The 22641-nt window shown below is 73.1% G+C and carries 25 protein-coding genes and 1 pseudogene; 14 read left to right on the plus strand and 12 right to left on the minus strand.

What is annotated here, in order from left to right; all coding sequences use genetic code 11:
* The first annotated feature begins 79 nt into the window (after window positions 1–79).
* Window positions 80–697, plus strand: coding sequence for a hypothetical protein (locus ACQ393_RS10890; RefSeq protein WP_430646844.1), 618 nt, complete (start codon window positions 80–82; stop codon window positions 695–697).
* Here ACQ393_RS10890 and ACQ393_RS10895 read toward each other — a convergent pair.
* Window positions 616–996, minus strand: a pseudogene (locus ACQ393_RS10895) (oxygenase MpaB family protein); the annotation flags it as partial. The gene ACQ393_RS10890 and the pseudogene ACQ393_RS10895 overlap by 82 nt on opposite strands.
* A gap of 149 nt (window positions 997–1145) precedes the next feature.
* Between ACQ393_RS10895 and ACQ393_RS10900 the strand changes: the two are divergent.
* Window positions 1146–1463 (plus strand): SHOCT domain-containing protein, encoded by a 318-nt coding sequence (locus ACQ393_RS10900; protein ID WP_430646845.1) that lies wholly within the window; start codon window positions 1146–1148, stop codon window positions 1461–1463.
* Window positions 1464–1506: 43 nt separating this feature from the next.
* Here the strand turns inward: ACQ393_RS10900 and ACQ393_RS10905 are convergent, their stop codons facing one another.
* Both ACQ393_RS10905 and ACQ393_RS10910 read right to left on the minus strand, forming a co-directional pair.
* Complete coding sequence (locus ACQ393_RS10905) at window positions 1507–1896, minus strand: DUF2255 family protein (RefSeq protein ID WP_430646846.1); 390 nt, start codon at window positions 1894–1896, stop codon at window positions 1507–1509.
* Between the two features lie 32 nt (window positions 1897–1928).
* The gene (locus ACQ393_RS10910) at window positions 1929–2651 is read right to left on the minus strand and encodes an SOS response-associated peptidase (protein WP_430646847.1); all 723 of its coding nucleotides are present in this window, start codon (window positions 2649–2651) and stop codon (window positions 1929–1931) included.
* 278 nt (window positions 2652–2929) lie between these two features.
* Between ACQ393_RS10910 and ACQ393_RS10915 the strand changes: the two genes are divergently transcribed.
* Window positions 2930–4702, plus strand: a complete 1773-nt coding sequence (locus ACQ393_RS10915; RefSeq protein ID WP_430646848.1) for an LVIVD repeat-containing protein — start codon at window positions 2930–2932, stop codon at window positions 4700–4702.
* 108 nt (window positions 4703–4810) lie between these two features.
* On the opposite strand, the gene ACQ393_RS10920 is transcribed toward ACQ393_RS10915, so the two are convergent.
* Window positions 4811–5470 carry a DUF305 domain-containing protein gene (locus ACQ393_RS10920; protein WP_430646849.1) on the minus strand — a complete coding sequence of 220 codons (660 nt, stop codon included), beginning with the start codon at window positions 5468–5470 and terminating at the stop codon, window positions 4811–4813.
* A 159-nt stretch (window positions 5471–5629) separates the two neighbouring features.
* On the opposite strand from ACQ393_RS10920, the gene ACQ393_RS10925 reads away from it, so the two are divergent.
* Entirely contained in the window at window positions 5630–6814 is a 1185-nt protein-coding gene (locus ACQ393_RS10925) for a low temperature requirement protein A (protein ID WP_430646850.1), read from the plus strand.
* 63 nt (window positions 6815–6877) lie between these two features.
* Here the strand turns inward: ACQ393_RS10925 and ACQ393_RS10930 are convergent, their stop codons facing one another.
* The 3 genes from ACQ393_RS10930 to ACQ393_RS10940 all read right to left on the minus strand — a co-directional run bounded on the left by ACQ393_RS10930 (window position 6878) and on the right by ACQ393_RS10940 (window position 9373).
* The gene (locus ACQ393_RS10930; RefSeq protein WP_430646851.1) at window positions 6878–7048 is read right to left on the minus strand and encodes a hypothetical protein; all 171 of its coding nucleotides are present in this window, start codon (window positions 7046–7048) and stop codon (window positions 6878–6880) included.
* A 100-nt stretch (window positions 7049–7148) separates the two neighbouring features.
* Window positions 7149–8165: an SDR family oxidoreductase gene (locus ACQ393_RS10935; protein ID WP_430646852.1), complete on the minus strand. Its 1017-nt coding sequence runs from the start codon at window positions 8163–8165 to the stop codon at window positions 7149–7151.
* A gap of 116 nt (window positions 8166–8281) precedes the next feature.
* Window positions 8282–9373, minus strand: coding sequence for an SDR family NAD(P)-dependent oxidoreductase (locus tag ACQ393_RS10940; protein WP_430646853.1), 1092 nt, complete (start codon window positions 9371–9373; stop codon window positions 8282–8284).
* A gap of 75 nt (window positions 9374–9448) precedes the next feature.
* Here ACQ393_RS10940 and ACQ393_RS10945 point away from each other — a divergent pair, with 75 nt between their 5' ends.
* The 5 genes from ACQ393_RS10945 (at window position 9449) to ACQ393_RS10965 (ending at window position 12567) form a co-directional block, all read left to right on the plus strand.
* The gene (locus ACQ393_RS10945; RefSeq protein WP_430646854.1) at window positions 9449–10036 is read left to right on the plus strand and encodes a TetR/AcrR family transcriptional regulator; all 588 of its coding nucleotides are present in this window, start codon (window positions 9449–9451) and stop codon (window positions 10034–10036) included.
* A gap of 144 nt (window positions 10037–10180) precedes the next feature.
* Window positions 10181–10615 carry a hypothetical protein gene (locus ACQ393_RS10950; RefSeq protein WP_430646855.1) on the plus strand — a complete coding sequence of 145 codons (435 nt, stop codon included), beginning with the start codon at window positions 10181–10183 and terminating at the stop codon, window positions 10613–10615.
* Entirely contained in the window at window positions 10612–11841 is a 1230-nt protein-coding gene (locus ACQ393_RS10955; protein ID WP_430646856.1) for an NRAMP family divalent metal transporter, read from the plus strand. The genes ACQ393_RS10950 and ACQ393_RS10955 overlap by 4 nt, the downstream gene beginning before the upstream one ends.
* Before the next feature lie 8 nt (window positions 11842–11849).
* Window positions 11850–12230 (plus strand): hypothetical protein, encoded by a 381-nt coding sequence (locus ACQ393_RS10960; RefSeq protein WP_430646858.1) that lies wholly within the window; start codon window positions 11850–11852, stop codon window positions 12228–12230.
* A complete protein-coding gene (locus ACQ393_RS10965; RefSeq protein ID WP_430646859.1) occupies window positions 12217–12567 on the plus strand; it encodes a PRC-barrel domain-containing protein in 351 nt (116 codons plus the stop codon). The genes ACQ393_RS10960 and ACQ393_RS10965 overlap by 14 nt, the downstream gene beginning before the upstream one ends.
* Here the strand turns inward: ACQ393_RS10965 and ACQ393_RS10970 are convergent.
* From ACQ393_RS10970 to ACQ393_RS10985, 4 genes are all read right to left on the minus strand, one after another.
* Window positions 12528–13772 carry a DNA polymerase domain-containing protein gene (locus tag ACQ393_RS10970; protein ID WP_430646860.1) on the minus strand — a complete coding sequence of 415 codons (1245 nt, stop codon included), beginning with the start codon at window positions 13770–13772 and terminating at the stop codon, window positions 12528–12530. The genes ACQ393_RS10965 and ACQ393_RS10970 overlap by 40 nt on opposite strands.
* 9 nt (window positions 13773–13781) lie before the next feature.
* Window positions 13782–14789 (minus strand): hypothetical protein, encoded by a 1008-nt coding sequence (locus ACQ393_RS10975; protein ID WP_430646861.1) that lies wholly within the window; start codon window positions 14787–14789, stop codon window positions 13782–13784.
* Window positions 14790–14898: 109 nt separating this feature from the next.
* Window positions 14899–15426 carry a hypothetical protein gene (locus ACQ393_RS10980; RefSeq protein WP_430646862.1) on the minus strand — a complete coding sequence of 176 codons (528 nt, stop codon included), beginning with the start codon at window positions 15424–15426 and terminating at the stop codon, window positions 14899–14901.
* A gap of 64 nt (window positions 15427–15490) precedes the next feature.
* Window positions 15491–16645 (minus strand): trans-sulfuration enzyme family protein, encoded by a 1155-nt coding sequence (locus ACQ393_RS10985; RefSeq protein WP_430646863.1) that lies wholly within the window; start codon window positions 16643–16645, stop codon window positions 15491–15493.
* Window positions 16646–16731: 86 nt separating this feature from the next.
* Between ACQ393_RS10985 and ACQ393_RS10990 the strand changes: the two genes are divergently transcribed.
* The 4 genes from ACQ393_RS10990 to ACQ393_RS11005 all read left to right on the plus strand — a co-directional run bounded on the left by ACQ393_RS10990 (window position 16732) and on the right by ACQ393_RS11005 (window position 20577).
* Complete coding sequence (locus ACQ393_RS10990; RefSeq protein ID WP_430646864.1) at window positions 16732–17649, plus strand: DNA-3-methyladenine glycosylase family protein; 918 nt, start codon at window positions 16732–16734, stop codon at window positions 17647–17649.
* A 136-nt stretch (window positions 17650–17785) separates the two neighbouring features.
* Window positions 17786–18622 carry a universal stress protein gene (locus tag ACQ393_RS10995; RefSeq protein ID WP_430646865.1) on the plus strand — a complete coding sequence of 279 codons (837 nt, stop codon included), beginning with the start codon at window positions 17786–17788 and terminating at the stop codon, window positions 18620–18622.
* Between the two features lie 3 nt (window positions 18623–18625).
* Window positions 18626–20080: an MBL fold metallo-hydrolase RNA specificity domain-containing protein gene (locus tag ACQ393_RS11000; RefSeq protein ID WP_430646866.1), complete on the plus strand. Its 1455-nt coding sequence runs from the start codon at window positions 18626–18628 to the stop codon at window positions 20078–20080.
* Between the two features lie 74 nt (window positions 20081–20154).
* A complete protein-coding gene (locus ACQ393_RS11005) occupies window positions 20155–20577 on the plus strand; it encodes a pyridoxamine 5'-phosphate oxidase family protein (RefSeq protein WP_430646867.1) in 423 nt (140 codons plus the stop codon).
* Between the two features lie 63 nt (window positions 20578–20640).
* Here the strand turns inward: ACQ393_RS11005 and ACQ393_RS11010 are convergent, their stop codons facing one another.
* Window positions 20641–21519, minus strand: a complete 879-nt coding sequence (locus tag ACQ393_RS11010; RefSeq protein WP_430646868.1) for a carbohydrate kinase family protein — start codon at window positions 21517–21519, stop codon at window positions 20641–20643.
* Between the two features lie 134 nt (window positions 21520–21653).
* Here ACQ393_RS11010 and ACQ393_RS11015 point away from each other — a divergent pair, with 134 nt between their 5' ends.
* Window positions 21654–22637: an acetylxylan esterase gene (locus ACQ393_RS11015; RefSeq protein WP_430646869.1), complete on the plus strand. Its 984-nt coding sequence runs from the start codon at window positions 21654–21656 to the stop codon at window positions 22635–22637.
* Window positions 22638–22641: the final 4 nt, after the last annotated feature.

Below are 22641 nucleotides of genomic sequence, written 5' to 3' on the forward strand. Positions count from 1 at the left end.
CCTGTCAAGGTCTCGTCGACCGGTGCCCGTTCGCCATACGCTGGCCGGACGAATGTTCGCGATCGAGATTGGACCGCGCATGCGCACACGGAACCGTTGGACCATCGGCGCCGTGCTGCTCGGCGCGCTGGCGCTCGCCGGGTGTTCGGAGACCCTGTCGCCGCCGACGGCGAGCGACCCCGCGACATCCGCTGCCGATCTGGCCGAGGCCGCCGCCCACTGCGAGCAGAAGGGCGGCGAGGTGCAGCAGCGCCAGCCGGCCTGGGCGACGAACCTCGACGAGGAGGACTGGGTGCCGCTCGGCGACCCGGTCGCGGTATGCCGGTTCCAGACGCTCGACGACGACGCGGATTCGCGGATCTACGTCGACTTGGTCACGATCAGCTCGGACGAGCCGACGCTCGCCGCGCTCGCGTACCTCTCCCGGACCGAGGTCCCCGACGATCCGCCCGGCAACCCGGCGTCCGCCCTCTGCGCCTCGCTCGGCGGCACCTCGAGCTTCGGCTCGAGCGCTGACGGCGGCGGGCTCACCGCGCCCGACGACCCGGACGACCCCGTCGTGGCGCCGTGCACCTTCGCCGACGGGTCGTTCATCGACGAGTGGGGCATCGCCTACTACGCCGACGGCACTGTCCGCGGGATCGACCTCGCGGGCGTGTTCCGCTTCGACCGGTCGACGCTGCCCGAGGTGTTCTGAGGCGACGGGTCGCGCCGCGGCACCGTCAGCTGGCCGGGGATGCGGCGTGGGTGACGGATGCCTCGGCGGCGCGCTCCTCGGGCGAGCACGTGCCGAGCTGCTCGATGAGGTAGCCGCCGGGGTAGCTCCGGATGCGCTTCAGGTCGCGGGCGTACTGCGGCGTCCGACGCGCCGGGATCAGGGCGGAAGTGCTCCGCCTCGGAGGCGTCCATGAACTCGGCGAACGCCTCGTAGGTCTCCGGGATGTCGCGGATGCCCATGAGCCGGCCGAGGCGCCGGTAGTACTGCACCCCGGCGCGGCCCTCGTCTGCCTCCGTTCAGGGGGCACTTCACCGTCGCGGCGCGCGTCGACTCCCCGGGTCGAAGGACCCGGCGGCCGGTCGCGGAGTCGGGTTGGCTGGAGTCGTGCCCGACCGGGCGGTCGGGCTGCGACCGGGAGGTGGCGCGGATGATGTGGGACTACGGCTACGGCTTCGGCGGGTGGTGGATGTGGCTGCCCGGGATCGTGTTCGGCGGCCTCGTCATCGCGGGGATCATCGTCCTCATCGTGCTGTTCGTGCGCTCGGCGAGCGGCGGACGGAGCGGCCCGAGCGGCTCGGGCGGCGCGTACGGCGCCGGCGCCGGCGCCGGTCCAGCCGGCCATCCCCAGGGGGACACCGCCAAGCGCATCCTCGAGGAACGCCTCGCTCGCGGCGAGATCACGCCGGAGCAGTTCCGCGAACTCTCCGCCGTGCTGGACGAGGGCCGCCGGAGCGGGCCGGCCTGAGCCCGTCCCCGGCGCCCCGGCTGAGTCCTGCGGCGCCTCCGGCTCAGTCCTGCGCGTCGAGTCGCAGGGTCACCTCGCGGACCTCGTCGCCGAGCACGGTCGCCATGACGTGCGGGGCGTGATTCGGACCGTACTTCCGCGTGTACTCCGCGTCGAGCGCCGCGTGCAGTTCGAGGTCCTCCGCCGGCACGTCCGCGAAGGTGACGTCGCGGATGACGCCGCCCGCCTTGATGCGCCCGGTCCCGGTGGACCTCGCGCGGCGGTACCACCCGTTGTTCGGGCCGTACGCCGAGCGGATGAAGAGCTCGTCGTCGACCCGGACGACCCAGACCGTGCGGAACGGATTCAACGAGCCGTCCGGTCGTTCCGAGGCCACCTCGAGCTGCTCGGCCTCGCCCACGCGGTCGAGTTGGTCTGCGGTCCAGCCGGTCATGTCGGTCCTCTCTCTCGGGTGGAGCGGGGATGTCACGCGAGCGTCGGCGCCTCGCCGAGCGGCTCGATGAGCGTCGGATCGTGGGGGTCGATCCGTCGATGGTTGTTCACGCGGGGATCGACCTCGTACTCGCCGATCGTCGGTGCGACCCGATCGGACTGCGCGACGAGGAAGTCGACCATCGCCTCGGCGTCGGCGGGGGAGAGCTTCTCCGGGTCGAGGTAGTGGTCGATCGCGTCGAACGGCAGGTAGACCGGCATCCGGTCGTGCACCTCACCGGATGCGTCGCGCGCCTCGCGGGTGATGATCGACGTCGACACCTCCCACGAGCCGTCGTCGAGCTTGCGGGCCGTCGAGATGCCGGCCGCGGCGAGCAGGTCGTCGGGGCCGTGCAGGTAGTGCGCACGCTTCCGGCCCGGTTCGCCCGTCCATTCGTAGTAGCCCCGCATCGGCACGATGCACCGCCCGGCGGCGAACGCGCCCTTCCAGAGGCCGTTGGTGGCGACCGTCTCGATGCGGCTGTTGAACTGCGGCCGCTTCGACTCCTTCATGAATGCCGGGTGGAAGTCCCATCGTGCCGGCTCCAGGCGACGCACGAACTCGCCGGTGTCGCTCCGAGCGCGCTCGCGCACGATCGGAACGGTGTCGGTCGGCGCAAGGCTGTACGCGGGGCGCCAGTCGGCGAAGTCGTTCTCCGCGTCGAAGACCGCGGTCAGGTCGTCGGCCTGCTGCGAGACCACGAAGCGTCCGCACATGCGGGGTGCCCCCTCCCGGATCCGGATGCCCTCGAGCCTACGTGGGGCCGCCGACGGCGTGAACCCCGGGCCTACGACCGGGGGCATCGGGTGCCCGTGGCAGCCTCGGTCGCACATCTCGGAAAACGCATCCTGTTGCGATCGCGCTGCGGTCGGTACCGTGAGACCAGAGATCGGCCCGTCCGGGGCCGGCGGGGTGCACGACGTCGTGCGGCCCGCTCGTCGGAGGGCGTCGATCGCACGTGGAACCGCGTTTCATGAAGTGAAAGGACCCGACGATGAGAACCCAACACCCGCCCGTCCGATGGCGCAGACGTGCGCTCGCGGCATCCGGAGCACTGCTGCTCGGGGCGTCGCTGATGACGGCCACCGCCGCCGCCGCGGGCGACGACCCGCGCGAGGGCCTCGGCGGAGGCCTGTACGACGCGGAGATCGCCGCGAGCGGCGTCGACCTGCTCGAGAGCCTGCCGATCCCGGCAGGCTTCGTCATCAATTCCGACCTCGCCTTCACCGGCGACAAGGCGATCATGGGCAGCTACGCCGGCTTCCAGGTGTTCGACATCTCGGATCCGGCCGCTCCGGTCCTCGAGACGGCGTTCGTCTGTCCCGGCGGCCAAGGCGACGTGTCGGTGCACGGCGACCTGCTCTTCATGTCCGTCGAGGCGTCGAACGGCCGGATCGACTGCGGCACGCAGGGCACGAGCGGGACCGTCGACCCCGCGCGCTTCCGAGGCGTCCGCATCTTCGACATCAGCGACCTGTCGAACCCGGTGCAGCTGCCGGGCGTGCAGACCTGCCGCGGCTCGCACACCCACACGCTCGTCACCGACCCGGATGACGCGGAGCACGTGTACATCTACAACTCGGGCACCTCGGGCGTGCGCTCCGCCCTCGAGCTCGCCGGGTGCGAGAACGCGGCGCTGACGACCGACCCGGTCACCGAGGGCAATCCGACGCAGTGGCGAATCGACGTCATCAAGGTGCCGCTCGCGGCGCCCGAGACCGCGGCGATCGTCAGCCAGCCCCGCATCTTCACCGATGTCGAGACGGGTGCCTACAACGGCCTGCAGAATACGCTCCCCGGCACCGAGCGGCACCCGAGCGGCAGCTTCTACAGCCCCACTCCGAACACCAACACCTGCCACGACGTCACGGCGTTCCCCGAGATCGGGCTCCTCGCCGGAGCCTGCCAGGGCAACGGCATCCTCGTCGACATCAGCGACCCGGTGAACCCGGTGCGCATCGACGCGGTCGCCGACCCGAACTTCTCGTACTGGCACTCGGCGACGTTCAGCAACGACGGCTCCAAGGTGATCTTCACCGACGAGTGGGGCGGCGGAAGCGGTGCTCGCTGCCTCGCCGAGCACGACCCGTCGTGGGGGGCCGACGCACTGTTCGACATCGTCGACGGCAAGCTCGAGTTCGCGAGCTACTACAAGCTCCCGGCGGCGCAGACCACCGCCGAGAACTGCGTGGCGCACAACGGGTCGATCGTCCCGGTTCCCGGTCGCGACATCATGGTGCAGGCCTGGTACCAGGGCGGCGTGTCGATCATCGACTTCACCGACACCGCGAACCCGGTCGAGATCGCATACCTCGACCGCGGGCCGATCAACCCCGCAGGGCTCGTCCTCGGCGGCTACTGGTCGACGTACTGGTACAACGGCAACGTGGTCGGCAGCGAGATCGCGCGCGGCTTCGACGTGATGGCGCTCGCGGCGAGCGACCTGCTGTCGGCGAACGAGATCGAGGCGGCCGGCGAGATCCAGCTGGACGTCTTCAACGCCCAGTCCCAGTCGATGCTCGTCCACGCGCCGAGCTTCGCGGTCGCGGGCTCGTACGTCGACCAGGCCGAGCGCGCGGGCGACCTGAGCGCGAAGCAGCTGGCGCAGGTGCGCAAGCACCTCGCCGAGGCCGAGGCGCTGGTCGCCGACGGCTCGAGCAGCCGCGCCGTGCTGGCGCAGCTCGACAACGCGATCAAGAAGTCGGGCGCCTCCGCCGACTCGGCGGTCGTCGAGGCGATCGTCGCCCTGAAGGCGACGCTCAGCTGATCGGCGGTGGGGAGGCCGGGCGACCGGCCTCCCCACTCGCGCATGACGATGCCCGGCGGTCCTGCGACCGCCGGGCATCGTGCTGGAGGGCCCGGCCCGGCGCGGGGCTCAGGCGCCGAGTTCGGCGAGCATCTGCTGCATCCGGGCGATCTCGATGCCCTGGTCGCCCTCGACGTCACGGGCGAACCGCCCGATCTCGATCTCGTTGCCGCCGCCCTCGGCCCAGAGATCCGCCACCATCTCGAGCGCGCCGGTGTGATGCTGGATCATGTACTCGAGGAACAGCCGCTCGAACTCCTCGCCGGTGGCGTCCTCGAGTCGATCGAGCTGCTCCTCGGTGAGCATGCCGGGCATCGCGCCGGCCGCGTGGTCGGCGTGGTCGCCGCGCAGCGGCGTCCCGCGGTCCTGCAGCCAGCCGGCCATGAGCTCCATCTCCGACTCCTGGCTGATCCGCATGCGCTCCGCGAGCAGGCGCAGTTCGCGATCCGTCGTCCGATCGTCGACCCACTCGGTCATCGTCACGGCCTGGTCGTGGTGCACGATCATCATCTGCATGAAGGCGACGTCGGCCTCCGTGTGCTCCGGCTGCTCGATGCCGGCGGCCTCGTCGGGCGACAGGGTGCGGTTCGGCTCGCCCGGCGCCCCGAGCTGCACGGTCGGGCTCGTCGACTGCGGAGCGTCGTCGCCCTCGTTCGTGCAGCCGGTCAGCACGAGCGCCAGCACCGCTGTGGCGCCGAACGCGCAGGTCCTCCACGGCAGCGCCGTCATCCCAGTACCTCGTCTTCGTCGATGAGTCTCCGTGGACCCGGCGCGGCCGAGAGCGGCCGTCGCCGGGTTCCCTTCATCTAACGTCAAAACCCCGGCGTTCGCGAACCGTGCGCACGCGGCATCCGCCATCGACGCCGGAGCCTGATGCAGGATGGGCGCATGGCCTTCGGACTGCGCGCCGACGTGCTGCGCCCGGCGGACACGGATCGAGCGGAGCGCGTCGCCTACGTCGAGCTCTTCTTCGACCTCGTCTTCGTCTTCGGCCTCAACCAGCTCGCGTCGTACCTCGCGGACAACCAGACACCGCTCGGCGCGCTCGAGGGCGTCATCATGGTCTGCGCGTTGTGGTGGGTGTGGGTGTCGACGACATGGGTCACCAACTGGCTCGACCCCGTGAAGCTGCCGGTGCGGCTCGTGGTGCTCGCGCTCGCGTTCACGGCCTTCGTGATGAGCGCGGCGATCGCCGAGGCGTTCGGCGACCGCGCGTGGGCGTTCGCCCTCGCCTACGTCGTGCTGAAGCTCGGCCGGGCGGTGTTCATGGTCTGGGCGACGCGGCGGCACGACGAGCGCGTGGCGCACGACTTCGGCAACGTGCTGGTGTGGGCGCTCGCCGCGTCGGTGCTCTGGATCACGGGCGCGCTGCTGCCCCTGTCGTTCCAGCTGCCGTTCTGGGCGGCGGCGCTCGGCCTCGAACTCGTCGGCAGCGTCCGCGGGTATCCGCTGCCGGGCCGCAGTCGCATGGAGATCGACCGTTGGGATGTCTCGGGCGGCCACCTCGCGGAGCGGAGCGCGCTGTTCGTGCTCATCGCGCTCGGCGAGGGGCTCCTCGTCACCGGGTTCGAGTTCGCCGGCGAGGAGGCGACCGTCGACCGCGTCCTCGCCATGCTCATCGCCTTCGTCGCCGCGGCCGCCTGCTGGTGGATCTACTTCGACCACGGCGAGCGGATCGGTTCCGAGGCGCTGCAGGCTGCCGGCGCGCCGGGGCGGATGGCGCGGACCGCCTACGTCTGGGTGCACCTGCTGATCGTCGCGGGCATCGTGCTGCTCAGCGTGGGCGACAAGGAGCTGCTCGCGCATCCGCACGAGCAGAGCCTCCCCGTCGCCGTCACCGTGCTCGGAGGGCCGTTGCTCTTCCTCACCGGCACCCTGCTGTTCCGGCGGGTCCTCGAACGACGCTGGCTGCGGGCGCAGCTCGGGGGCGTCGTCGGGCTCGCCGCGGTGGCCGGGCTCTCGCCGCTGCTCGACCCGCTCGCGACCGGCGGCCTCGCCGCGCTCGTGCTGGTCGGCACGGCGATCGGCGAGACGGTCGAACGGTACCGGCGCCGCGTGCCCGAGGGCGGCTGAACGGGCGGTTGCGCGGGTGGGTGGACCGGTCCGGTCCGGCGGCTCGGCGCCCCGCCGAACGGCTCAGCGCCCGCCGAACTCCTCCTGGTCGTCCTCCGGATCGGCGACGTCCTCCATCACGTACTCGACGTCGTCCTCGCCGACGCCCTCCGCCTCGAGCTCCTCCTCGTACTCGACCTCGGCCTCCTGGCCGCGGCTGAACGGACCCTCGAGCGGATCGACGAAGCTGGTCATGGCATCCCCTTCCGGCGGCCGGTCCGGGCGACGGCGACCGCGTGCCCTCAGGCTAGACCCGGCTCCGTCGCGAGGGAACCGGGTCGCAGCAACCTCCCACTCATCGGCGGGGGAGTGCGAGGATCCGCTCGAACGCGCCATCCGCCACCGGGTCGACGACCTGCAGCTCGGGGTGCGCGTCGTAGAACTCGACGATGCGTCGTGCGCCCTCGTCGAACGTGACCGTGGTGCTGAACTCGGGCACGAGCGCCCTGACCTTGGCGTTGTCGAACACCATCGAGTGCGCCTTGTCGCCGAGGAGGCCCGGCCCCCACTCGGGATGGACGGCCGCGATGGTCTCGGAAGCCACGTGCACGAGTTCCACGCCGGGCGCACCGGCGGCCTCGGCCAGCCATCGGTAGATCTGGTTCCAGGTCGGGGCATGGTCGCCGGTGATGTGGAACGCGTCGCCGACGGCCATCGGGTTGCCGAGGAGCCCGACGAACGCGACCGCGAAGTCGTCGTGGTGGGTGATCGTCCAGAGGCTCGTGCCGTCGCCGTGGACGACGACCGGTCGGCCGGCGCGCATGCGCGCGAGGTCGGTCCAGTGGCCGAGCGTGGGGATGAGCGTCGCGTCGTACGTGTGCGAGGGCCGCACGATGGTCGCGGGGAGCCCGCGGTCGCGGACGGCGTCGACGAGCAGCTGCTCGCACGCGATCTTGTCGCGCGAGTACTGCCACTCGGGATTCACGAGCGGGGTCGACTCGGTCACGGGCAGCCGGCTCGGCGGCGTCTGGTAGGCCGACGCCGAGCTGATGAAGACGTACTGGCCGACGCGCCCCTCGAAGAGGTCGAGGTCGGCCTGCACGTGCTCGGGCGTGAACGCGAGGAACTCGCACACCACGTCGAACTCGAGCGGGTCGCCGGTGCCGTGCCCGAGCGCGTCGCGCACGGCGTCGGGGCGGCGGATGTCTCCGACCACCTGCCGCACGTCGGCCGGCAGCGGCCTGAGGTCGGATGAGCCGCCTCGGTTCAGCACGGTCACGTCGTGCCCGACCGCGACGGCCCGCCGGACGCACGCCGAGCTGATGACGCCGCTGCCGCCGATGAACAGGATGCGCTTCGCGTTGGTGCCCATCGCACCATGCTGTCATGGGGCTGCCGGCGGCGGTCGGGTCGCGGGGAGGCCCGTATCGAGACCACGGGGGAGGTCTCGATACGGGCGCTCCGCGCCCTACTCGACCGCCGGAGGGATCACGCGGCCGACCAGCCGCCGTCCGACGCGAGCACGACGCCGTTGATGTTCACGCCGTCGTCGGAGAGCAGGAAGGTGATCGACGCGGCGAGTGCCTCGGCCTCCGCGGCATCCGGAAGCAGCGCCATCGCCTGCCGCACGCGCTGCGCGCCGAGCGGCGAGGCGAAGGAGGCCTCGATGTTGGTGATGGTCGGGCCGGGAGCGACGGCGTTCACGCGGAGGCCGCTCGGGCCGTACATGAACGCGGTCGACTTGGTGAGGCCGACCACGGCGTGCTTCGACGCGGTGTAGGCGACGCCCGCCGCGGAGCCGCGCAGCGCGGCCTCGGACGCGGTGTTCACGATGGAGCCGTAGCCCTGGGTGACCATGCCGGGGACGACCGCGCGCATGAGCTTCATCGTGCCGTCGACGTTCACCCGCATGACGCGGTCCCACACGGCGTCGGTGAGGTCGCCGATCGGGGTCATGTCGTCCATGATCCCGGCGATGTTGGCGAGGCCGTCGATGCGGCCGCCGGCCGCAGCGATGATCTCGGCGATCTTGGCGTCGTCGGTGATGTCGGCGACGACCGTCACGACCTCGGCCCCGTCGTGCTCCGCGGAGCTGAGCTCATCGGCGAGGGCGTCCAGGCGCTCCTGCGAGACGTCGACGGCGACGACCGTTCCGCCTTCGCGCGCGATGCGCGACGCCGTGGCGCGTCCGATGCCCGAGCCGGCGCCCGTGACGATCACGGTCTTGCCCGTGAAGCGGCCCTGGTCGATGCGCTCGACCCACTCGGGACGCTCGACGGACTCGACCTCGGGCGCGGCCTCGGCCGTGGTCGCCTCGGTCGCAGGGGCGGATGCCGCGGCCGCGCCGGCCGGGACGTCGCCCGCCGCTGCGCGCGCGACGAGCTGGTCGACCATCTCCTGCGAGAACTGGCCCTTGCTCAGCTTGATGAGGCGCTTGAGCGCCAGGCGGTGGACCGGACGCAGCACGTCGGGGTCCTGCCCGGACTGGGTGAGGAGGTCGCGGATGATGGGGCCGCCGACGGGGTCCTCGAGCCAGGTCTTGATGGAGGAGTCGCCGGTGAGGGGCTTGCGGGTGCTCATGGGGTGTCCTTCTGCTTCTCGGTGGTGTCCTGTCCAGCACACCGGACATCTCTGTCCGGTAGTAACCTAACACCCATGTCCGAGCGTCGACGGGGAGAAGGTCCCAGGCCGCGCAAGCCGAACCTGGGCCCCAGTGCCGGCCCCGCGAACCGCCGCGCCCTGCTCGCCGCGGCGCGCGAGATCTTCGCGGCCGAGGGGCTCGCCGCGCCCTTCAGCGCCATCGCCAAGCGTGCGGGAGTCGGCCAGGGCAGCCTCTACCGGCACTTCCCCGACCGGCTCTCGCTCGCGATCGCGGTCTACGAGGAGAACCTCGACGAGCTCGAGGCCGCGGTGGCGCCGCCCGAGGCGGGCCTCGACGAACTGCTGCGGGGGGTCATCGCGCAGGCGCTCGTCTCGACCGCCCTGATCGACCTGATCTCGGCCAACCCGCACGACGCCCGCGTCGAGCGGCTCGGGGCACGCGTGCGCGAGATCGCGGTCGCCGCGGTCGACCACGAGCGCGCGGCGGGCCGGTTCGGCGCGCACGTCGACGCCGACGACGTGCTCCTCGCGATCTCGATGCTCGCCGGCATCGTCGCCCGGAGCGAGCCCGCCGACCGCGCCGGCACGGCCGAGCGGGCGTGGGCCCTGCTGCACGCGGCGTTCACTCCGCGATCCGCCTGAGCGTCGTGGCCGACCCGAACCCCGTCCGGAGCCCGCGTCAATCCCCCCGCCCCCGAGGCCGAAGCGCGTTAGCGTCACGACGTGGGACCGGACAGCTCGCCCAGCAGTGGACACCGTGGCGCACGACGGGGCCGACGGAGCGGTATGTCCGGGCATCGGGCGCGCGCGACTCCGGCAGCGGTCCTCGCCGTCGCCGCGCTGCTGCTCACCGCATGCACGAGCACCGCGGACCGGGTCGGTGACGCGATCGACCAGGCGGTCGCCGCGACGGCGACGGGGCGACTCGCACTCGAGCTCGACGCCGACGGCAGCAGCTTCCGCACGACGGCCGTCACCGCGGCTCGGGACGCACGCCGGGAAGCGGCCGCGGCCGCCCGGACCGTGGCGGAGCTCGACGCCGGCGACGGGATCGAGGCCGGCCGGCGGGTCGAGGCGCTCGACGCGCTCGACGGCGCGGTGCTGGCGTTGGGCGCCGCAGTCGACGCCCTCTCCGGCATCGGCGACCCGGGCGACGCCGCCGACCGCGTGGCCGATGCCGAGGCCGCGCTGCGCTCCCTCGCCCACGAGGGCTCCCCGTGAAGCGCCTCTTCGCCGTCGCGCTCGGCATCCTGACCGCGATCGGCGGGTTCGTCGACATCGGCGACCTCGTGACGAACGCGGTCGTGGGATCCCGGTTCGGGCTGGGCCTCGCATGGGTCGTGGTGCTCGGGGTCGTGGGCATCTGCGTGTACGCGCAGATGGCCGGCCGGGTGGCCGCGGTCAGCGGCCGGGCGACGTTCGAGGTCATCCGGGAGCGGCTCGGCTCACGCGCCGGACTGGCGAACCTCGCGGCATCCTTCCTCATCACCCTGCTCACGGTGACGGCCGAGGTCGGCGGCGTCGCGCTCGCACTCCAGCTCGCCACGAGCGTCGGACCGGGCTGGTGGATCCCGGTGGCCGCCTTCGGCGTGTGGATCGTCGTGTGGCGCGCGAAGTTCGACCTGCTCGAGAACGTGACGGGACTGCTGGGTCTCGCGCTGATCGCGTTCGCCGTCGCCCTGTTCCTACTCGCGCCGGACTGGGGCGCGCTCGTCGAACAGGCCGTGCGTCCGGCCGTGCCGGACAGCGAGCCCGTCGCGACCTACTGGTTCTACGCCGTGGCCCTGTTCGGCGCGGCGATGACCCCGTACGAGGTGTTCTTCTTCTCCTCCGGCGCCATCGAGGAGCGATGGACGCGGAAGGACCTCGCGACCTCGCGCGCCAACGTCCTCGTCGGCTTCCCGCTCGGCGGACTGCTCTCGATCGCGATCGCGGGATGTGCCGCCGTCGTGCTGCTGCCGGAATCGATCGCGGTGACCTCGCTCAGTCAGGTCGTGCTCCCCGTCGCCGAGGCGGGCGGCCCGCTGCTGCTGAGCTTCGCGATCGTCGGGATCCTCGCGGCGACGTTCGGCGCCGCGCTCGAGACGACCCTCTCGACGGGATACACGCTCGCCCAGTACCTCGGGTGGTCGTGGGGCAAGTTCCGACGGCCCGCGCAGGCGGCGCGGTTCCACGTCGCGATGATCGTCGTGCTCCTCGTCGCCGTCGGCATCCTCGCGACCGGCGTGGACCCGATCGCCGTGACCGAGATCTCGGTCGTGTTCTCGGCGGTCGCCCTGCCGCTGACCTACCTGCCGATCCTCCTCGTCGCCAACGACCCCGAGTACATGGGCGACGAGGTCAACGGCCGCGGCATGAACGCCATCGCGATGGTGTACCTCGTCGTCATCATGGCGGCGGCGCTCGCCGCCATCCCGCTGTTGATCGTGACGGGGGCCGGAGCATGAACCGACGGATGCCGCAGCCGGCCGGGCGCGTGCTCGACGCCCAGCTGCACCTGCTCGACCGGCAGGTCCTGGACCGCGAGGGCGTGCCCGTCTCGGTCGTCGCGGACCTGGAGCTCACCGGCATCGAGCCCGGTCGACCGATCGAAGCGGATGCGGCGCCGCCGACGGTCGCGGACCTCCTCGTCGGCATGGAACTGCCGACCCGCATCTTCGGCGGCCGCCCGCCGCCCTCGCGGCGGATGCGCATCCCCTGGCGCCTCGTCTCCGACGTCGGCACGGTCCTCACGGTCGGGGTCGCGGGAGGGAGCCTCGACGCCACCTGGGTCGAGCGCTGGGTGAGCCGGCACATCGTCGGACGGATCCCGGGAGGTCGCCATGATCCTGAATGAGATCCTCGGCTCGGAGGTCGTGGACGCGTCGGGCGCGCACGTCGGCGCCGTGGTCGACGCGCGGTTCGCGATCGACGGTGCTCCGGGCCAACTGCTCGCCGAACCCCGGCTCGTCGGCCTGCTCGTGAGCCCCCGGAGCCGGACCTCGATGTGGGGGTACGAGCGGACCGACGTGTCGGCGCCGTGGCCGATCGCGCACTACCTTCGTCGCGTGCACCGCGGACTGTTCCTGGCCGCCTGGAAGGACATCGACCTCATCGAAGCAGGGAGGGTCGTGCTCCGCGACGGCTACGCGCGTCACGACCCGCGATTGCGCGCCGCCTCCCACGGGTCGTAGTCGGCGAGCAGCGGGCCCTGCTCGGGCCGCTCGGCCTCGGGCACGTGCTGCAGGTTCACGCGCACGCGATACCAGAGCGAACTCGATCCGCGCATGCCGTCCAACAGCACGTCGGCCGGGCTGAGGTGCGGCACGACGCCCGGGTTCGCGCTCTTCCAGCGCTCGAGCGCGTCGAGCGCCTCGGGCTTCGTCTCGGTCCGGGCGACCTCGATGAGCGGCATCGTCGAGACGCGGCGGCCCGATCCGTCGCCGCGCGCGGCGCCGCGCGGGGCCTTCTCGGCGGGTCCGAGCTCCTCCGCGAGGCGGAGCAGGCCCGCGAGCGAGCCGACGGCGTCGTCGATGCCCGCGTGGGGATCGCCGCGCTCGCCGAAGCGCTCGAGCACGGTGGGCACCGTGAACTCCTCCGGCCGCCGCGAGCGGACCTCGTCCCAGTCGAGCGGCGTCGAGACGCGGGCGTCGGCCAGCGGCCGCACCGAGTAGGCGGATGCCACGGTGCGGTCCTTCGCGTTCTGGTTGAAGTCGACGAAGACGCTCTCGCCGCGCTCCTCCTTCCACCAGCGCGCCGACGCGAGCCCGGGAGCGCGCCGTTCGACCTCACGCGCGAGCGATTCGGCGGCGAGGCGGACGTCGGCGTAGTCCCACTGCGGCGCGATGCGCACGAGCAGGTGCATGCCGCGCGAGCCCGAGGTCTTCGGCCAGCCGACGAGCCCGTGGTCCTCGAGCACGTCCCGCGCGATCAGCGCGACGTCCACGATCTGCGACCAGTCGACGCCAGGCATCGGGTCGAGGTCGACCCGCAGTTCGTCGGGATGGTCGAGGTCCTCGGCGCGCACGGGGTGCGGGTTGAGGTCGAGGCATCCGAGGTTCACGACCCACGCGAGCCCCGCGGCATCCCGCACGACCGCCTCCTCGGCCGACGTGCCGCGCGCGTACTGCAGCGTCGCGGTGTCGATGTAGTCGGGATGGTTCTCCGGCACGCGCTTCTGGAAGAAGGGCTCGGCGCCGATGCCCTTCACGAACCGCTTGAGCACCATCGGGCGCCCGCCGGCCCCGCGCAGCGCCCCCTCGGCGACGGCCAGGTAGTACTCGACGAGGTCGAGCTTGGTGAGCCCGGGCTCGGGGAAGACGACCCGGCCCGGATGGCTCACCCGGACCTCGTGCCCGCCGACCTCGAGCACCACGGCGTCGTCGCTGCGTGCAGCCATGACACCACGCTAGGGGGTCACGCGTTCGACGGAGCCTGCCGCGCCGCCCGACGGGTCGACCGGCCGCCCGGCCGGGAACGGCGCGGCGCGCTCCATCGTGTCGTCGTCCTCGACGTCGATCGCGTCATCCGCGTCGGCGAAGGGTGCGCGACGCAGCTGGAGCAGGATCGCCGCCGACAGGCACGACGCCCCCACGAGCGCGAGCAGCGAGCCGACCGAGGAGACGTCCCCGCCGGCGGTCGCGAAGGCGTCGGCCAGGTTGAGTCCGAGGGCGAAGCCCGCCCACCAGAGGAAGAAGGTCGTGACGTGGATGAGCACGAGTCCGACCGTGATGACGGCGTGGGTCGTCACGAAGCCGCGGCGCGCGCCCTGGAGGGCGACGATCGCTCCCGCGGCCGTGGCGAGCGACGCACCGAGCGCCCAGACGAAGGGCCCGCCGTCGATCACGCCGACGCGCTCGACGAGGATCGCGTAGATCTGCGTCAGCGAGAGCTCGGGCACGGTTGCCAGCGGATTCCAGACGAGCAGGTGCAGCAGGCCCAGGACGATCACCGCGACCTCCGCCGCGGCGAGGACGATCACGGCGGCCCTCACCCGGCCCGGCCGGATCGGGTCGCGGCGGTGCTCCGACAGGCCGAGCGCGATGAGCGCGTAGCCCCCGACCGCGGCCGCGAGCGCGAGCAGGATCAGGAACGGCGAGTCCGCGGCGCCGGTCAGCTGGACGGCGATCGGCGCGCCGATCGCGGCGGCGACGGCGGCCCAGCGGCGCCACGCCCGGGCATCGCCGGCCGTGAGGAGCAGGAGCAGGCCGAGCGGCAGCGCCCCCCACACCGCGACGACCTCGAGCACGTCGGACAGCGCCTCGACGAGCACCGGCTGCGCCGCAGGGGAGAAGCCGATCGCCGCGAGGTCGACCGAGACGCTCGTCGCCGCGAGGATCACCGCGACGGCGAGGAACGACGCGCCGGCGCGGGCGCGCCGCCCGGCGAGCACTCCGCTCCGCGGCGTCTCGGTCATGCGACCTCATCTCGTGTCCGCCAGCAGGCGGCGCTCCTCCGCCGGCCGGTGGCCCTGAAGCCCACCATGGCACGGATCCCGGGTCGGCGGAACCCGTTGCGGATGCGGCTCAGGACGGTCGTGCGGCGTCCGGCGTCGCGAGGTCGACGTTCGCTCGGTCGCGGTGCACGATCGCGTGCGCCCACGGGTGCAGGATGTCGAGCTGCACGAGCGTCGCCGCGAGCTCCGCGAGGCCGAGGCCGAAGTAGATCGCCTGCAGCGGGCTGAACGGGATGAACACCATCTGCACGAACACCCAGACGAGCATCGCGAACCCCGCGGTCGCCGACGCGATCATGGCCCAGCGCATCCGGCGCGCGAGCATCGAGAACGCGACCAGGTGCGTCCCGCCCACCAGGATCGCGAGCGCGAGGCCCGGCACCAGGAACGACGTGAACGGCGAGCCGTCGAGGTAGTCGAGCGGGATCGCGAGCGCCGTCCCGCTGAAGTCGATCACTCCGCCGAGCACGAGCGCCGCCCCGCCGAGCACGCTCGTGATGCCCACGAAGATTTGGACGGTCAGCAGCACCAGGCGCGCGAGTCCCTGCACGGTCATGCGCACCACCCCCTTCGCCATCGGCCGGGTCGGCACCAGCATGATCCGGTCCGCGCGGCGGGGCGCAGGTCGAAGGTCACCCGGATGCCGCCGCCCGCTCGCGGGATCAGTAGCCGGATGCCTCGGGCGCGATCGGACCGGCCGCGGTGCCCGTCGTCGGGGCGTCCGGATCGGCCGCGCGGTCGAGCGCCTGCTCGAGGTCGCGCGCGAGGTCGTCGACGTGCTCGAGGCCGACCGACAGGCGGATGAGCCCGTCGGGGATGGTGTCGGCCTCGGCGGGCCAGCGGCGACGGCGCTCGAGCTGCGACTCGACGCCGCCGAGGCTCGTCGAGTGCACCCACACGCGGGTCGCCGCGGCGACCCGCTCCGCGGCATCCGCCCCGCCCGCGACGACGATCGAGATGATCGAGCCGAAGCCGGGGTAGCGGACCTCGTCGAGCCGGGCGTGCTCCGCGAAGCGGACGGCGAGTTCGCGGGCGGTCGCCTGGGCGCGCTCGAGCCGGACGGGCAGCGTGCGGAGTCCGCGGAGGGCGAGGAAGGCGTCGAGTGCGCCCGGAATCGCGCCGTTCAGGCTGCGGCGGGCGACGATTCGGCCGCGCAGCTCGGCGTCGCGTGCGATCACCGCGCCCATGATGACGTCGCTGTGGCCCGAGATCGACTTCGTCGCCGAGTGCACGACCAGGTCGGCGCCCGACTCGAGCGGTCGCTGCAGGAGCGGCGTCGCGAAGGTGTTGTCGACCGCGAACAGGGCACCCGACTCACGCGCGGCGCGGCCGATCGCGTCGAGGTCGGCCACCTCGAGCGCGGGATTGGTGGGCGACTCGACCCAGACGAGGTCGGCGCCCTGCGCGGCATCCGCCACCGAGCCGGCGTCGCGGACGTCGATGTACCTGACGGTCACGTCGCGCGTCGCGACGAGGTCGTCGAGCAGGCCGATCGTGCCCGTGTACGAGTGGCGCGGCGCCACGACCGTGCCGCCCGTCGGGACGAGCGCGAGCACGGCGGAGATCGCGCCCATGCCCGACGCGAACGCCACGCACTCGCCGCCCTCGAGTGCGCCGAGGGCCTCTTCGAACGCGGTCCACGACGGGTTGCCGTAGCGTCCGTACGCGTTCGGCCCGCCCGCGTGGAAGGTCGAGGCGAGGTGCACGGGCGTGCTCATCGGGCCGTCGGGCTCGCGAGGCGGGCGGCCGGCGTGCACGGCGACGGTGTCGGGGTGCAGGTGGTCGTGCGGGGCGGACGCCTCGGACTGGTCGTGCATGCGGTGCTCCTCGTGGTGCGGCGGTCCCTCGATCCTCGCAGAGGCGGCGGGTCGCCGGCGTCGGCGGCGGGGCGCAGACTGGAGGGGTGAGCCCCGACCTCGCGCTGGACTGGCGCGCCCCGCACGAGACCGACGTCGCGCAGACGCTCGGCGTGCTGCGGCGGGGTCCGGGCGACCCGACGTTCACGCGCGCGGCCGACGGCGCGATCTGGCGCACCACGCTCACCGATGGGGGCGCGGCGACGCTGCGGGTCGTGCAGCGCGGAGCCGATCTCGTGCACATCGAGGCGTGGGGGCCGGGCGCCGAGGCGGCGGTGGCGCTCGCGCCGTCGATGCTGGGGGAGCGCGACGACACCACGGGGTTCCGCACCGGCATCGAGGAGCTCGACGCGGCGCACCGGCGCAATCCGGGCCTCCGCGTGCCGCGCACGGCGCGCGTGATGGAGTCGCTCGTGCCCGCGATCCTCGAGCAGAAGGTGATCACGCTGCAGGCGCACGCCTCGTGGCGGCGCCTCGTGCTCGCGTTCGGCGCGCCGGCGCCCGGCCCCGTGCCGCGTCCGATGCGGGTCGTGCCCTCGGCCGACGGATGGCGCGCCATCCCGGTCTGGGAATGGCACCGCGCCGGCGTCGACCCCAAGCGCGCGGCCGCGATCCAGCGCGTCGCCGCGCGCGCGGATCGCGTCGAGGAGGCGGCCGGACTCTCGCACGCCGACGCCGCGGCCCGGCTCATGCTCTTCCCGGGCATCGGCGCGTGGACGGCCGCCGAGGTCGCGCAGCGCGCGTTCGGCGACCCGGATGCGGTGTCGGTCGGCGACTACCACCTGTCGAACTACGTCGGCCATGCGCTCTACGGACGCGACATGACCGACGACGAGATGCTCGAGGCGCTCGTGCCGTGGGCCGGGCAGCGCTACCGCGTGATCCGGCTGATGATGGCCGCCGGCCTCCGGGGGCGTCCGCGCCGCGGTCCGCGGATGTCGTTCGTCGACAACCGGGGACGCTGAGGCGCAGCGCCGACGCCCCGCCACGCGGCATCCATCGCCGGCGCGCCGCCCGAGTGACCTTCGGCCCGGATGCCGCGACCCCCCTCCGCGAGGCTGGGGTCAGGCAGTCGGCAGTGCCGCGGAGGGGTGATCGAAGGTGTTCACGCAGGTCGTCGTCGGATGGGACGGATCGCCGAACTCGGAGGCGGCGCTGCGATGGGCCGCCTCGCGCGGCGACGCCGCGCCGCTGCTCATCGTGCACACCCTCCCGGGACAGGACACGTCGAGCGAGTACCTCGCCGCGACGGGCGACCTGCCGGAGGCGCGCGTCGCGCTCATCGATCGCGCCGCGCGACTCCGCTCCGAGCGCCCGGGCCGCACGATCGACACGATCACCGTCCACGGCCGGCCCGACAAGGAGCTCGCCGCGTACCTCGACGGCGGCGCGCTCGTCGTGGTCGGGGCATCCCAGAGCGGGCACGAGACGGCCTGGACCCTCGGTGCGCGCCTCGCGGGCCGTCGGGGCCGCGGCGCCGTCGCGGTGATCCCGCCGGACTGGGAGGCCGCCGAGCGGCGGGGCGTCGTCGTGGGGGTCGACGGGTCCGCCCGGGCGAAGGACGCGGTGCGCTTCGGGATCGAGGAGGCCGTGCGGCTCGACGAGCCGCTGGAGCTCGTGCACGCCTGGGTCGTCCCGACGAGCTGGAACTCGGCCTACATCGAGTACCTCAGCGACGTCTCGCTCATGGAGGACATGCGCCGGGACGTGCTCGACGACGCGCTGGCGTTCGCGCGCGAGCACTCCGCCGAACCGGAGGGGCGCCTCGAGCGCGGAGCGGCGGCCGCGATCCTGGCCGAGGCCACCGAGTCCGCGAGCGTCGTGATCGTCGCGAGCCACACCGCCGGCGGCATGGCGCGCTTCCTGCTCGGGTCGGTCAGTCACGACCTGCTGCTGCGCGCGACCGGCCCGGTCATCGTCGTCAGCGACGTCGGCTAGGCCATGGGCGGTCGGAGCATCCGCTTCCTCGGCGCGGCGGACACCGTCACCGGGTCGCGGCACCTCGTCGAGTCCGACGGCGCCCGCGTGCTCGTCGACTGCGGCCTGTTCCAGGGCTACAAGGTGCTGCGCGCCCGCAACCGCCGGCCGTTCCCCGTCGAGCCGGCCTCGATCGACGCGGTCGTCCTGACGCACGCCCATCTCGACCACTCGGGCTACTTGCCGGCGCTCGTCCGCGACGGGTTCGCCGGCCGCATCCTCGCCACCCCGGGCACGATCGAGCTCGCCGGGATCCTGCTCGCCGACAGCGCCTACCTCATGGAGGAGGAGGCCCGGCACGCGGCATCCCGCCACTGGTCGAAGCACGCCGACCCGCGCCCGCTCTACACCGCAGAGGACGTGCGCCGGGCCATGCCGCGCTTCGAGCCGCTCGACTTCCACGAGTCGCGCCGCGCTGCTCCCGGCATCGACGTGCGCCTCGTGCACGCCGGCCACATCCTCGGCGCCGCGCAGGCGCGCCTCGACGTCGACGGCGCCACCGTGCACGTCACGGGCGACCTCGGCCGGGCCGACGACCCGCTGATGCGACTGCCCGAGGCGCTGGAGCCGACCGACGTGCTCGTCGTCGAGTCGACCTACGGCGACCGCGTGCACGCGACCGACGATCCCGAGCGGGCGCTCGGCGACGTGATCCGCCGGGTCACGCGCCGCGGCGGCGTCGTCATGATCCCGGCGTTCGCGGTCGGCCGCACGGAGGCCGTGCTGCTGCACCTCTCGCGCCTCGCCGACCGCGGCGAGCTGCCCGACGTGCCGATCTACCTGAACAGCCCGATGGCGGTCGACGCCGCCGCGATCTACGAGGGCCACCCCGAGGAGCACCGGCTCGGCGGCGACGAACTGCGGCGGATGTACGGGCTCGCCCGGCGGGTCTCGACGGTCGACGACTCCAAGCTCCTGAACCTCCGCGGCGGCCCGCTCGTGATCATCTCGGCGAGCGGGATGCTGACGGGCGGGCGGATCCTGCACCACCTCGAGGCGTACGGCTCCGACCCGCGGAACGCGATCGTGCTCACGGGCTTCCAGGCCGGCGGCACGCGCGGTGCCGCACTGCAGGCCGGCGAACGGACGTTGCGGCTCTTCGGGCGCGACCTGCCCATCCGCGCCGAGGTCGTCATGATCGAGTCGATGTCGGCGCACGCCGACGCCGCGCAGCTGCTCGCCTGGATGCGGACAGCTCCGGAGCCGCCCGGCATGACCTGGGTCGTGCACGGCGAGGCGCACGCAGCCGACACCCTCCGGGCGCGCATCAGGCGCGAGCTGGGGTGGCCGGCCCGCGTGCCCGAGCAGGGCCAGGTCGCCGGGATCGCGCGACGACCGGAGCCCGGGCCCGGGCACGGGCCTGCGCCCGGGTCCGCGGAACCACTCGATCCGGTCGCGGCGATCGACGCGTCGATCTGACGGAGGGCCGGCCGGAGGGCTGGTCGGAGGCATCCGAACCCTGCCAAGCTCGAACCACGGAGAAAGGAGCCGCGATGGACGGACAGGACGAGCGACCCCCCACGCAGCAGCTCAGCGAGGAGGAGTGCTGGAAGCGCATCGAGGCGGCGCCGTTCGGCCGCATCGCGGTGTTCGCCGCGGGCGAGGTCGACATCTTCCCGGTGAACCACATGGTGGACCGCGAGGGCGTCGACGCGCCAGCGCTCGTGTTCCGCACCTCGGCGGGGACCAAGCTGCTCGAGCTGACCATCCACTCCCACGTCGCATTCGAGGTCGACGGCTATACCGACGCCGACGCGTTCAGCGTCGTCGTCAAGGGCGAGGCGCGCCAGCTCGAGCGCCGGAGCGAGATCGAGCACGCCGAGACGCTCGGCGTGCACCCGTGGGCGCCGGAGGAGAAGGACCGCTGGGTGCGGATCCAGCCGACCGAGGTGCGCGGGCGCGAGTTCCAGCGCTAGACGGGTTCCCGAGCGAGGGCGGATGCCGCGGCATCCGCCCTCGTCTCAGTCGACCATCCCGGCTCAGTCGACGAGATCGTCGAGGGTCGGGTGCAGGTGCCGGGTCACCAGGACGGACGCCGCGTGCTGCGCGCCGACCTCGAGCGCGGCGTCGACGCCGGCCCCGTCGAGCATCGCGTGCAGGACGCCCGACATGAACGCGTCGCCGGCGCCGTTCGCGTCGAGCACGTCGACGGGCACCGCGTCGACCCGATGCTCGGTCACGCTGCCGACGCCGCGCGCCGCGCTGAGCGCCACGGCGCCCTCGGCCCCGAGCGTGCAGACCGCGAGCCGGGCGCCCTCGTCGACCACGCGCCGCAGGAACGGCATCGGGTCGCCGCCCAGCCGGTCGGCGTTGAGGAACACCGCGTCGGCGGCGTCGAGGAACGGGCGGTGGAACTCGGCCTCGCCGTCGTAGTCGTGGAGGTCGGTCCAGATCGGCCGGCCCGCGGCGCGGGCGTCGGGGATCAGCCGGCGCGAGCGCTCGGAGAGGTCGAGGACGATCGCCGCGGCATCCTGCATGGCGGCGGTCAGGCGCGCGTCGGCCGGCGCGCTCCGGTCGTCGGGCGTGGAGAGGTAGATCGACACGCGCTCGCCGAGCGGGGTCATCAGGTTGAGGTGCCGTTCGGTGCGCAGGCCGTCGACCACGTCGAGGTCGAGCCCGTCGACCCGCTCGAGGATGCCGCGCAGGCGCTCGCCGTCGGCGTCCGACCCGATGAGGGTCGACAGCAGCACGGGCCGGCCGAGCGCCGCGAGCCCGAGCGCCTTGCCCGCCGACGTGCCGCCGACGGTCTCGTGGTCGCCGAGCGCGAACTGCATGTGCGGCACGGGATCGGGCAGGTGCTCGACCTGCACGATCCGGTTCCACGACGCCGGTCCCGAGACCACGACCCTGCCGCTCACGTACTGCTCCCGTCCGGCCGCGCGGGTCGCGGCACCGTCCCATCCTGCCGGGGAATCGGGCCGCGGCGCGCGCGGTCCGGACCTCGCCGGTACGCTGGCGTCCGTCCCCAGCCGCTGCTCAGCGAGGAGCCCGCATGCCCTTCTTCGACCTGCCCGCCGCCGAACTCCGCGCGTTCCGCCCGGAGGTCGCCGAGCCGGCGGACTTCGACGCGTTCTGGGCCGACACCCTCGCCTCCTCGCGCGCCGTCGCGGCGCCGCCGCGCCTGACGCGCGTCGACTCGCCGCTCGCGCTCGTCGAGGTGTACGACGTCGAGTTCTCCGGGTACGCGGGCGACCCCGTGAAGGGCTGGTTCCTGGTGCCGGCGGATGCCTCGGGGCCGCTGCCCGCGGTCGTCGAGTACAACGGCTACGGCGGCGGCCGCGGCCTCCCGCACGAACGGCTGCAGTGGGCGGCATCCGGGTACGCGTACTTCTTCATGGACACGCGCGGGCAGGGCAGCGCGTGGGGGACCGGCGGCGGCACGCCCGACCCGCACGGCGCCGGTCCGTCGTTCCCGGGGTTCATGACGCGCGGCATCGACGACCCGGCCGAGTACTACTACCGGCGCGTGTTCACCGACGCGGTGCTCGCGATCGACGCCGTCCGTTCGCTCGACGCGGTCGACGGGACACGGGTCGCCGTGACCGGCGGGTCGCAGGGCGGCGGCATCGCGCTCGCCGCGGCCGGCCTCGCCGACGGTCTCGTCGGGGCGATGCCCGACGTGCCGTTCCTCTGCTGCTTCGAGCGCTCGGTCGGCCTGACCGACCGCGATCCGTACCAGGAGATCGTGCGCTACCTGGCCATCCACCGGGATGCCGCGCCCGCCGTCTTCCGCACGCTCTCGTACTTCGACGGCGTGAACTTCGCCAAGCGCGCCGGCGCACCCGCGCTCGTCTCGGTCGCGCTCATGGACCCGGTCTGCCCGCCCTCGACGGTGTACGCCGCGGCGAACCACCACGCGGTCGGGGCGGAGGTCGTGGAGTACGCCTTCAACGAGCACGAGGGCGGACAGGGCGTGCACTGGCAGCGCCAGGCGACCTGGCTGGCCGCGCGGCTCGCGGCCGGCGACGCCGGCTGACCGG

The organism is Agromyces sp. GXS1127 (genome assembly GCF_050565425.1).
Lineage (GTDB): Bacteria > Actinomycetota > Actinomycetes > Actinomycetales > Microbacteriaceae > Agromyces.